Origin of the sequence: Carnobacterium sp. FSL W8-0810, assembly GCF_038007125.1 — a bacterium.
Taxonomy (GTDB): domain Bacteria; phylum Bacillota; class Bacilli; order Lactobacillales; family Carnobacteriaceae; genus Carnobacterium_B; species Carnobacterium_B inhibens.
The window spans coordinates 58,502-69,637 of record NZ_JBBOWO010000003.1 but is presented as its reverse complement, the minus strand read 5'-3'; the positions used below and the strand labels follow the sequence as shown (position 1 = coordinate 69,637).

Sequence of the window (11,136 nt, the reverse complement as noted above, 5' to 3'; positions counted from 1 at the left end):
AGAAAGTTGCGCATTTTTTGATTTTTCGTAATTCTCAACTTCATTCCACAATCGTTCACGATTTAAACACCAGTCAGGAGCATGAGTAGGCTTCAATATAAACGTAACAGGCTGTATATCTCGACGGTAAAATTTTGTTTCGTTATACCGCTCGCTATACAACTTCTCACCTGAACGATAAGCTGCACTTGAAATGGCCGATTGGCCTTTACTTCTAGAAATAATTTTTGCAGATACATGATAAATAGCCATGATATCATCTCCTTTCGGATTTTATTTTCTTAACATGAGCGAGAGCGAATTTTATCACACGGAATTTTTTTAAGGGAACGATAAGCGGAAAAAATAAAAATTTATTTCTATGAGCACAACTCCATTATTTACGTAGTAAATAATGGAGTATAAGTGCGCCCTTTACAGGGATTATTTTACCATTTTGCTTTTTCTTTTACAATTATTTATCTTTCTGTCATACTAGTTTGTATAGTAATTTAAACATTAAGGGAGGAAAAATATCATGTCAAACATTTCAAAAAAATTAGAACAAATAGAAAAGTTAAAAAAAGAGCTCTTAGAGGAAAAAGAAAAAATTGAAAATACTTTAGGAAAAGAATTGATTAACCAATTTGGATTAGACTACGAATCCTTAACAAAAAATGAAATAAAAGAATTTGTAAATAATTTAAAAGATAGCTATGATTTAATGAATGAAGATCAATCTTTAAACTCTAGTAATTCAGTTGAATCACCTACAGTAGGTTAAACCTATGAGTAATCACTTTAAACAACTGCAACAAGAAATAAATCGAGTCGAACGATCTATTCAATTAGATTCTCAAAAAGAACGAAAAGAACGAACGAGAAGACTCATTCAAAAAGGCGCTTTACTAGAAAATTATTTTGAATGTGAACAGTTATCAGTTGCAGAAACAGAAGAATTATTAAAGATGTTTTCAAGTTATGTTAATGCGAATAAGAGTATTAAATTTAAATAGTTAACTACTCTTTAAAAAATTGAGAGAATTAATGTTAAAAGTTATACTGTAGATGTAATTTATTTTAAAAAAATCCATGAAAGGATAATAATAATGACTAATAAACAAGCTTTAGGTTATATGTTATTGGCTTGCAAAGATCTTAAATTAGATAAAGATCAAGCTGATAAATTATGGGATGCTATGTTTCAAAATATGGATGAATTTACTGAAGAAGAAGCTCAAGAAAAAGGGCATGAATGGTTAAATTCTCATTAATTAGTATACGTTTAAATACATTCATTGTGTAGTAGTAAGTCGGACAATTAACTTACTACTACACAATGAATACGCAAAACCCATCTAAAATTTTACATATAGTTACAAAAGGATACATTCAATTTTTTTCAATCCTTTGATAGCAATAAAAAAAATAAAGGATGGAATAACTGATTGGTAACAGTTTTTCCATCCTTTTAACCTTACTCATTTAATTTTAAAATTAATAATTATTTTCATAATGATGGAGAAGATACTTTCTTAGTATTTGAGTTAAATTGAGTTGAAAAAATATTCATCGGTACTTTTTCATTTTCGGTTAGTTTAATTAAATCCTTTATTTTTTCCGTATTCAATTCTTGATTCAGATCCTTATCTAACACGCGATATTTAACGTCTTCTTTTAACCATTCATCAGCTGTCTTTTCTCCTACCCAAGTGGTTGCAATCTCTTTTTTATTTTTACCCGTAGCCATAACATAATCAAATGTCTGTTCCTTAGAGACAAGTTCAATCGAATAAAGAGTTAACTTATCGTTAGGGTTATTTTTTAATAGTTGAATGGTGTTTATTTTAAGACTTGTATCTTTTAATTGCTTGTATTGATTTTGATTGTTTTGATCTGTCAAAAATCCTAACTTTGTAGCAATCACTTCGTCCTTGTCGGGGCTCAGTACTTGTTTACTTTCGGTTGTTTGTTCAATAATCAAATCTAGGTGATCAATCAATTTTCCAGAAGCTTTTTTCACTTCTGATAAAGAGTTTATTTTATCCTCAACTTTTTCTAAATTATCCGTCCAATTGGATATGTAACGTAAGGAATGCTTTTCTGTATCTAGTCCGTAATACTTCCCTACTACATACGCTGTCATTTCTGCTTGGTATTCAAGAACAGGTGCTGCCTGCATAGTTAACTCTTTATTTTTCAATTTTTTATCATTATGCATCTCAGCATGTGCTAATTCATGAATTAACGTGTGTATATTCTCGGTTTCTGTATTTTTAGTATTAAGGGTAATGGAATGTGTAGACGGCATATAATACCCCTTAGCAGCCGAATCACGAAACGGCTCTTTAATTATTGGAATATTAGTGCTATTTGAATACTCCAGTAGTGATTGATTCAATAAATCTAAGTCTTTCCCTCCAAAATCAAACTGATTCTTTTTATTTGGGAAAATAGCTGGATAATCTTCTGGTTTCGCGTGTGTTTGTGTCACGTCAAAAACCGTCCCTAACTTAAAACGCGTAAATGTTTTGACGTTATCTGTAGACTGATTTTTCTTTATCCATTCCTTTTCTTCTATCGTTGCTTTCGTTTGGTTTTTCCATTCACCATCTTTAGTTTTAAACTGGGTAACAGTCATTGGAACCCAAATTTTAATCCCTTTTTCTCCTTTTTGAACTGGAAAGCCTAATTCTTTAAATCGTTGATAGGATGCTACTCCATTTGCTCCTTTATGCTGCGAGCGAATCATGAATTGATTCCGGATAGAGTAATCTCTGAACTGGCTCATAAAATCAAGTAATTCCGTCATCTGTTCAGGTGTTTCTGTATAAGTTTGAACTTGTGTAGTCATTTTTTCGGTTAGTTGATCAATTTCTTTCTTCTTTTCAGCTTCTGAAATTTTTTTATACTGGTTGGCCATTGCTATACTCCCCTCTTGGCTAAAGTAGCTTGACAGGTGTTTATCTAAAGGATAGGCATTTAATTCTTTTAAATACTTCAAACAGCCTTTTAATGAATTCTCCTGATGATCTGATAATGCTCCTGTATGATTAAACGTTGTAACTTGATACCCTTTATTCTTTGTACTTTTTGAAACCGTTAATTCAAGATTTCCTGCTATAAATAACGGAAAATCTTTCTGAAGATGATTTTCCCTTTGTTTGTCTAAATTAATTTCAACTTGATCGGCAATAGAAGTACCCTCTTCGCTACTAAACCAATCATCGACTAAGAAATCGTTCAGAGCTTGCAAACTATTCTGAAGCTCATTTTTTAGCGTTATATTCTTTAAGTCCAACACTAACTCATTCTCGTGTAGCGTTTCCAATAACCATTTATGAAATGTATTAGATGAGTTCGCCATGCTCAACAACTCCATCAGATTCTGTTTCTAAAAGTAAATAATAGCCTTCTTCATTACTTATATTTTCTTTCAGATCTGCAAAAATATACTCTTCTACCAGAATTTCTACTTCTTTTTTCTCTTCAGGAAGGTAAAAAAGAACTTTATTCCCTTCTAAAACTCTTAAAGCTAACGCTAAACGATCAGACATAATCATCCCACCTTTCTTGTTTATTCTTCTTTAAGCATAAATAAAAGCTAGTTATAGGGCTAAAAATATGCCTACAACTAGCTTTTATGATTCAGAAAATCAAATTATAAAATTAATTAGGGTTATGAGTACTTTTGTTAATGGAATTTATGTTAACTTGTTTTTCTAAATAGCTGTAATAATATATTTAACACACTTATATTCGCATTAGCACCTAATAGTTGCTAATATGTAAACTAATACGTTCTTTTTATTGTAAGTAGATAATACATAATAAAGATAGTAGAAATTGATAATAAAGACAATATATATTACTTTTTTTATTTTATAATACTTGAATTTAAAAAGGAGCTAGAAAATGGAAAAAAAGATCACACTAAAAAGAAGTGTAATTTTATTTATTGTCACATTTATAGTATTGTTCATAAATATTTACTTGTTTTCAGATAATTCAGGTCTTTTGGGAGCAATTTTTCAAACACTTATTGTACAATCTTTAATTTTCATTCCTCTTTTTGTATTAATTTTAATTCAAAACAAAAACGGCAACTAAAAATTAGTTGCCGTTTTTGTTTACCTTGATTTTACAGTAAAGACTGCAGCATGAGTAAGGTTAATGATTACTCCTTTGCTAGTATTTTTACTTCTTACTTTTTTTGCTAACTGTTTATAGTAAGGATTACCTAAAAACATTAAAGCTCCTCCTATTTGTTTAATACCAAAGTAACTAGCCATTCCACCTGCAGTAAGAGTGTAATTAGCTAATTCTTCCATGGAATTTGCAAATTGTTTCCCTTGTGCATTATTAAAAATATATTGGTATCCCCACCAATATATGGTAGGTTTTTTTGGGCTAGTTGCGAAGGTGCTAAAACTACTTGTTGAGATAAAGTTAAAATCTTCTGTTACTGTCATCTCGCCAGTAAGTACCTGTTCATTTAATGGATTTAAGTGTTCTACTAAACTATTTAATTCATTAGCATATTTTACTTCAATATCGATTGGTAAATTCTGGATTTGAACTGTACCATCCTCAGATTTGTAAATATAATTTTGAATTGTATTCAAGAAATCATCATCAGTTATTTCTTCAACATCGTTATTTTCTATATAGTTAGTTACTTCCGGAAGATCAGTTGTTATCTCGGAAGGTTCAGTTGTTACCTCATCACTTTCGGCTGCTTGAACAGTGTACAAAGGTAAAGAAGCAAATAAAACAGAGCTAGCTAATAGTGTAAGTACAGTTTTTTTCATTAATTGGTTGCTACCTTGTAAACTATTGCGTTATAGGCAATAAACCTTACTTTCAGTATGATAGTAATAAGTAAAGATGAGGAGGAGGATCATTGTTATTAGGCGAAAAATTAAAAAGCAGTCGAATCAAAAAAGGGTATTCTCAAAATGATGTAGCCGAAGAGTTACATATTTCAAGACAATCCATTTCAAAATGGGAAAATGACATCAGCTATCCTGATTTAGATAACCTGGTTAAATTAAGTACCTGTTATCAAGTTTCAACTGACCATTTATTAAAAGAGAAAACCTAATAAAAAATAAAACGGTTTACAGAATAAAGGAGTGTTACTTATGAATAATAATAGATTACCAGTTTTAGGTGCTATTATTTTAGATATTGCACTGATATTATATCTAATTGTTTTCTTACATGATTTAACTATAGATATGCTAACGATTAAAGAAATGATTATTATATTATTAATAGCTATTTTTACACTATATGCAAACATAAATACATTTGGAAAACATTCGGGAGCGTCAATAATTTTGTGTAAATAAATCGTCCTTCTGCAAAATAATTAGTTACTCAGTAAACATTGAAACTAATGTATCGGTTACTTGTTGGAAACCTTTATGGCTTCTGTTTAGAAATTTTTGATTGTATGTATCAAAAATGCTGACTAGAAAGCGTTCTAGTGATTCTTCATTTTGAAACTGCTCTTTTCTGCGGCTGTACTTTTTAATTTGCTTATTGAAAGACTCGATTAGATTGGTTGAGTAAATGGTTCTACGAATACTGGGTGGAAACTCATAAAAAGTCAATAAATCTTGGTTTTCTATGAGTGACTGCGTCACTTTAGGATAGTTTTTCTTCCATTTCTCAATCATACAGGATAAGAATGTATTCGCTTCTTCCTTTGAGTTAGCTTGATAAACAGCCTTAAAGTCATCACAGATTTCTTTTCGGTCTTTGACACGTACTTTATGAGCAATATTACGAGATACATGGATACAACAATGCTGATATTTTGCTTTAGGATAAATTTGTTGGATGGTATCTTTCATGCCTTTTAAGCCATCCGTAATAAAAAGCAAGACTTCTTGAACTCCTCTGGAGTTAATATCCTGTAGCAGCTCATTCCAAACGTATGTTGATTCAGTCGGAGCAATCGCATAACTCAGTACTTCTTTAGTGCCGTCTTCTCGTATACCAATGGCAATATAAATCGCTTCTTTGGATACGGTTTGGCGTTTTAATGGAATATAAGTAGCGTCCATAAAAATAGCGATATACTTATCATTTAAGGCTCTGGATTTAAAGGCGTTTACTTCTTCAGTCAGAACTTTAGTCATGTTGGACATGGTTTGTGGAGTATAGTGATGCCCATACATTTTTTCGATTAAATCAGCAATTTCAGACATCGTAACACCTTTTTCGAATAAATGGATAATAGTGGTTTCCAATGTATCGTTTGTTCTTTTGTAGGCTGGTAAAGTTTGTTGTTTAAACTCACCATTACGATCTCTAGGTATTTCCAATGTTAATTCACCATATTCGGTTTTGATTGATCGAAAGTAAGAACCGTTTCTCGAATTACCTGAATTAAAACCAGTGCGATCATATTTTTCGTAATCTAAAAAAGCCGTTAATTCAGTCCGTAGGAGTGTGTTTATCGCTTTTTCTAAGTGCGAACGGAATAATTCATTTAAATCGCCTTTAGTGACTAGAGTTTGCACAATTTCTGTAGTAAAATCATTCATAGGGAAGTCCTCTTTTCTGTGAATTGGTTGTCGTTAACTTTATTCTACAGAAGGGACTTCCTTTTTTGTATGGATTTTTTCATTTACACAAAATATTTTACACTCTCAAACATTCTAAAAGTATATTTGATAAAATTAATCATAAATAAAAAAAAAACATTAAAAACCTAACCTGAAATTAAGCAAAGTTTCGCTGATTTCATCTTCATTGATCCCGATATAGCGTTTCGTGATTTTCTCGCTGCTGTGACCGAATATTTCCATCAGTGTGGCCACGTCTTTGGTTTTCTTATAATAGTGGTAACCAAACGTCTTGCGCAGTGTGTGCGTCCCAATATCGTCTCTTCCTAACAGCTTAGCGACTTTTTGAAACATCTGATAAATCGTATTCACTTCTATATGTCCACCTTTGGTGCTCGGAAACAAATAATCCTCTGATTTTAAGTCTTTTGTATAGTCTTGGATCAAGTCCTGCAGACTACTCAAATACAAAATACGGGTTTTCCCTGTTTTTTTCTCGACAATTCGGGGATTTTTTGAGGAAATTAGATCTTGTTTCTTCAATTTGACGATATCAGACATGCGCAAACCGCTATTAATGCCGATCAAAAAGAGAAAAACATCCCGATCTGCGTTTTTGTTTCTTCTTAAACAAAATAAAAAGTCGTTTATTTCTTGCTGAGTCCGTAATGGTTGGACGTTGTAACTCATTTAAAAGCCCTCTCCTCTCATAAAAGTGATACATGATTTTGTTTAGTATAACATATAATCATGTATTGGAGGACTTTATAAAAAAAGAACCCTATTGGAATAGGATTCCGGATACACGTTTTTATCCAATTTCATGTATTTATTTAGATTTTAATAATCGGAGGCCATTTAATATAACGACTATAGTACTTCCTTCATGAACGATCACACTAATGGCTATATCTGTTAATCCTACTAAGCTCACGATAATTAGAAAAGCTACGACTAGCATTGAAAAAATAATGTTTTGCCAAATAACTCGATTCATTTTCAAAGAAATTTTATGAGCTTTTACTAATTTAGATAAATCATTTTTCATTAACACTAAATCAGATACATCTACTGCAACATCCGTACCCTCTCCCATAGCAATTCCGACATCTGCTTTCACAAGAGCAGGTGCGTCATTTACACCATCTCCTACCATAGCGGTTATACCATATCTTTCTTTTTGTTCATTGATAATGTTAGATTTGTCTTCCGGCATGACGTTTGCAATTACTTGATCTACTCCTAATTGTTTACCAACAGCTTGTCCTGTCATTTCAGAATCCCCAGTAATTAAAGTGGTATGGACACCACACTTCTTAAAGTACTCTATAGTTGCTTTCGCATTTTCGCTTGGAATATCCATTAATGCGATCAGACCGATTACTTTTTCATTTTCTGATACGTACACAACCGTATTACCTTCTGAAGCCCATTTTTTATTCAAACGCGTATAGTCATCCGATACAGCTTCAAAAGAAGTTGGTTTGCCTATACGATAATTTTTTCCGTTATAATCGCCTATTAAACCTCTTCCAATCTGATTTCCCACTTTAATTGCTAGTTTATTCTTTGGTTCAAACTTGTTTAAAATAGCACTTGCTAACGGGTGATTTGATTCTTTTTCAAGAGCTACGACGATATCAATAATATTCTTTTCGTCCACAGAATCAGAAAAATAATAATTTGTTACTTCCGGTTTCCCTTTCGTTAATGTTCCTGTTTTATCAAAGGCAATGGCTTGAATATCGGCTAATTGCGACAAATAGGCACTTCCTTTTGAAAGTACGCCCCTTTTTGCTAGATTAGAAGTGGCAGATAATGTTACGGATACGGTAGCTGCTGCTAAAGCACACGGAGAAGCTGCGACTAAAAGGACTAATCCTCTATAAATACTTTGTGACCATGTCAAATCAAACAACAAAGGAGCAAGTAAAATGACAAGAGGAATTGCAATTAAAACAAATTTAACATACTTAGGCTCAAACTTTTGGATAATACTAGACGCTTTTGTTTGATTTTCTTGATTTTGATTCACTAGTTGTAAAATCTTTGAAAAGACAGTATCGTTAGTTTCTTTTGTAACTTCCATAGTAAAAGTACCCGTTCCATTAATTGTACTTCCAAATACTCCATCTCCTTGAGTCTTTTCTTTAGGAATACTCTCACCATTTATAGAAGATTCGTCAATCGACGTAGAGCCAGATACTATCACTCCGTCAATAGGCACTTGGTCACCATTTAGTACTTGAAGTTGATCTCCTACTTTTAATTCCTTAACGTCAACAATGGTTGTATTACCATCTAGCATGATTAGTCTAGCAGTCGTTGGATTCATTTCGAGTAACTTTGTAATTTCCCTTTTACTTCTTCCTTCAGCGTAATCTTCAAGAAAATGTGCTCCAGAGAAAATAAGGACCAATAACGTTCCTTCCCAAAAACTTCCTATCAGAGATGCACCTATTGCAGCTATTCCCATTAGAATATGAGAATTAGGTGTAAATTTGTGTTGGATTTTTGAGTTTTCAATCGTTTCTCCAATTCCTTCAAGAATAATGACATGATAACCCGCACTAATTGAAGCAATGGAAAATAAACTATTCTGTAATAAACTAGTTTCTCCGTTTAAAAATAACGCAATGAGCGACAATCCTAAACCAATAAAGTACAAAATAATTGGCATTTTCCCATGATCATGTTCATGATCGTGACTATTATTTTCGTGTGAGTGTTGCTCTTGAATCTCTTTCATTTCTATCACCCTTCTTAATAAAACTATTTTTTTGAAATCGTAACGCTTACGAATTACACATGACCTAACATTCATATGTTTATGCGTTCATTATATATTGCTCTATCTGATTTGTCAAAAAAATAGTTATCTTATTTAGTTAATAAAAAAATTGGACTATAAAACAGCTCTACTTATGGAAAAACCTTGCTTTATAAAAATCTTGTGCTAATCTAAACATGAATGAACGAACACACATATGAAAGAGAGGAAGTTTTATGAAATCATCATCAACTTCTCCGTTAACGAATGATTCTATCCAAGAGGTAAGTAAGATATTTAAAATGATTAGTGACCCTACACGTCTTTCAATTTTATTTCTTTTACAGAAAGAAGAACTTAGTGTTGGAGCAATTGCGCAGTCTTTAAGTATGGAACAATCAGCCATTTCTCACCAGTTAAAAACTTTAAAGACTTCAAGATTAGTAAAATCAAAAAGAGCTGGTAAAAATATGATTTATAGCCTCGACGATCTTCATATTTTTAGTATTCTTGAGCAAGTTTCAACTCATATCGAAGAACAAGAAAAATAAAGACAAACTACATGGTTAAAATGATTTTACAATTCATTAGTTCAAATAAAAAAAGACAGCGAGATCTTAACTCGCTGTCTTTTTTATTTGAATTTCACTATCGTAGTTGTTTATATAAAGTTTAATAGTGTTTGAATCGTGCCATTTTCGATCAATATATAAATTCCTAAACCAATAAAGACTATAGGAACAATGATTCGTTCATATTTTTCTAACGTTTCGGAAATAAATGAAATTTTTGCTAATTTGTAACTGATAGAGCAAAGAACCGCAACAGATATAGCAAAGACTATTAAAGCTGTGACAATTTCTGAAAACGATAGTGAGGTAAAGTAAGGAATATAAATCCCTAAATTATCGCCACCAGAAGCAATTGTTATTAAGGAAACGGTCCAAAAGAAGCGGTTCGTTCCTCTTGATTCAAGCTTTTCAACGACGTCCTCTTCTTCCTCCTCTTCACCGACCAATGCCACTCTTATTCCTAAGAAAATCGGAATAAGACCGAGAAGCCCAATGATCCAATCTTGTGGAATGAAATTTAGCACGTATGCTGCAAATAAACTTATGGCTACTAAGATACCTGTTCCCAGATATTGACCCCAATAAATCTGATGGAGTCCTTTTTTTGTATGACTTTGAGAAAAAATAATCAGCAAGATAAATAAATAGTCAATGCTGGTAGAAATATAAACAGCGAGTGCTGATAAAATGCTTTGTAACAAAATAACTTCCTCCAAACTAAATTTTCATAGAATTATTTTCTGACAATTTTAGAAAATCCTGCACAGCGGAAAGTATCTCTTCATTCTCTAAAGAGTAATAAACTACTTTTCCATCTTGACGTGATTTTGCCATTCCATTCTTTTTTTAAAAACGTAAATGGTGTGACGTTGTAGCAATACTAGCATTAAGTATCTCTGCTAAATCACAAACGCACATCTCCTTATAAGTTTCTAAAGCATAAAAAATTTTAATCCTAGAAGAATCGCTAAAACATTTTCCTAATATAAGTAAAGTTGAAAGGTCTTTATCTTTTAAATTTTTTTTAACACTAGCTACTTTTTCTTTATGTATACTGTTAGTTGTACATACTTCTGCAGTCATTAACTTAATCACCCCATTCAAGCGAACGTTTGAATGAAGTGTAGCTATCTAAACATTGTTTTGTCAATAATTAGTTAATCTATAGACAATTCAGATAAATTCAACATTGATAAAACAAGATTTTTGACACACTATTTTATGTAATTTCATGTAT

13 protein-coding genes and 2 pseudogenes are annotated in these 11,136 nt (G+C 31.9%); 6 read left to right on the top strand and 9 right to left on the bottom strand.

The features are described 5' to 3' along the window. Positions 1 to 252 (bottom strand): MobA/MobL family protein (locus NST49_RS12095; RefSeq protein ID WP_341048967.1); only part of this gene is annotated, 252 nt, incomplete at its 3' end. Positions 253 to 517: 265 nt separating this feature from the next. On the opposite strand from NST49_RS12095, the gene NST49_RS12090 reads away from it, so the two are divergent. From NST49_RS12090 to NST49_RS12080, 3 genes are all read left to right on the top strand, one after another. After that, entirely contained in the window at positions 518 to 763 is a 246-nt protein-coding gene (locus NST49_RS12090; protein ID WP_341048964.1) for a hypothetical protein, read from the top strand. A gap of 4 nt (positions 764 to 767) precedes the next feature. Next, positions 768 to 995 (top strand): hypothetical protein, encoded by a 228-nt coding sequence (locus tag NST49_RS12085; RefSeq protein WP_341048963.1) that lies wholly within the window; start codon positions 768 to 770, stop codon positions 993 to 995. 93 nt (positions 996 to 1,088) lie between these two features. Further along, positions 1,089 to 1,253: a hypothetical protein gene (locus NST49_RS12080; RefSeq protein ID WP_341048961.1), complete on the top strand. Its 165-nt coding sequence runs from the start codon at positions 1,089 to 1,091 to the stop codon at positions 1,251 to 1,253. Between the two features lie 236 nt (positions 1,254 to 1,489). Here NST49_RS12080 and NST49_RS12075 read toward each other — a convergent pair whose 3' ends face one another. From NST49_RS12075 to NST49_RS12065, 3 genes are all read right to left on the bottom strand, one after another. Beyond that, positions 1,490 to 3,346, bottom strand: a complete 1,857-nt coding sequence (locus NST49_RS12075) for an ArdC-like ssDNA-binding domain-containing protein (protein ID WP_341048960.1) — start codon at positions 3,344 to 3,346, stop codon at positions 1,490 to 1,492. Next, on the bottom strand, positions 3,330 to 3,536 hold the full coding sequence (locus NST49_RS12070) for a hypothetical protein (RefSeq protein ID WP_341048957.1): 207 nt from the start codon (positions 3,534 to 3,536) through the stop codon (positions 3,330 to 3,332). Before NST49_RS12070 ends, NST49_RS12075 begins: the two co-directional genes overlap by 17 nt. Before the next feature lie 573 nt (positions 3,537 to 4,109). Further along, positions 4,110 to 4,790, bottom strand: a complete 681-nt coding sequence (locus NST49_RS12065; protein WP_341048955.1) for a hypothetical protein — start codon at positions 4,788 to 4,790, stop codon at positions 4,110 to 4,112. 92 nt (positions 4,791 to 4,882) lie between these two features. Between NST49_RS12065 and NST49_RS12060 the strand changes: the two are divergent. Both NST49_RS12060 and NST49_RS12055 read left to right on the top strand, forming a co-directional pair. Continuing rightward, positions 4,883 to 5,074 (top strand): annotated as a pseudogene (locus NST49_RS12060) (helix-turn-helix domain-containing protein); the annotation flags it as partial. 49 nt (positions 5,075 to 5,123) lie between these two features. Further along, positions 5,124 to 5,333 (top strand): hypothetical protein, encoded by a 210-nt coding sequence (locus NST49_RS12055; protein ID WP_341048953.1) that lies wholly within the window; start codon positions 5,124 to 5,126, stop codon positions 5,331 to 5,333. Positions 5,334 to 5,357: 24 nt separating this feature from the next. On the opposite strand, the gene NST49_RS12050 is transcribed toward NST49_RS12055, so the two are convergent. The 3 genes from NST49_RS12050 to NST49_RS12040 form a co-directional block, all read right to left on the bottom strand. Then, the gene (locus NST49_RS12050) at positions 5,358 to 6,536 is read right to left on the bottom strand and encodes an IS256-like element ISEf1 family transposase (RefSeq protein WP_341048951.1); all 1,179 of its coding nucleotides are present in this window, start codon (positions 6,534 to 6,536) and stop codon (positions 5,358 to 5,360) included. A 159-nt stretch (positions 6,537 to 6,695) separates the two neighbouring features. Then, complete coding sequence (locus NST49_RS12045; RefSeq protein ID WP_341048948.1) at positions 6,696 to 7,247, bottom strand: tyrosine-type recombinase/integrase; 552 nt, start codon at positions 7,245 to 7,247, stop codon at positions 6,696 to 6,698. Positions 7,248 to 7,386: 139 nt separating this feature from the next. Further along, the gene (locus NST49_RS12040) at positions 7,387 to 9,306 is read right to left on the bottom strand and encodes a heavy metal translocating P-type ATPase (RefSeq protein WP_341048947.1); all 1,920 of its coding nucleotides are present in this window, start codon (positions 9,304 to 9,306) and stop codon (positions 7,387 to 7,389) included. Between the two features lie 257 nt (positions 9,307 to 9,563). Between NST49_RS12040 and NST49_RS12035 the strand changes: the two genes are divergently transcribed. Then, positions 9,564 to 9,878 carry an ArsR/SmtB family transcription factor gene (locus NST49_RS12035; protein WP_007723352.1) on the top strand — a complete coding sequence of 105 codons (315 nt, stop codon included), beginning with the start codon at positions 9,564 to 9,566 and terminating at the stop codon, positions 9,876 to 9,878. 110 nt (positions 9,879 to 9,988) lie between these two features. On the opposite strand, the gene NST49_RS12030 is transcribed toward NST49_RS12035, so the two are convergent. Beyond that, complete coding sequence (locus NST49_RS12030) at positions 9,989 to 10,600, bottom strand: CadD family cadmium resistance transporter (protein WP_341048943.1); 612 nt, start codon at positions 10,598 to 10,600, stop codon at positions 9,989 to 9,991. Positions 10,601 to 10,616: 16 nt separating this feature from the next. Further along, positions 10,617 to 10,982: pseudogene (locus NST49_RS12025) on the bottom strand (ArsR/SmtB family transcription factor). Positions 10,983 to 11,136: the final 154 nt, after the last annotated feature.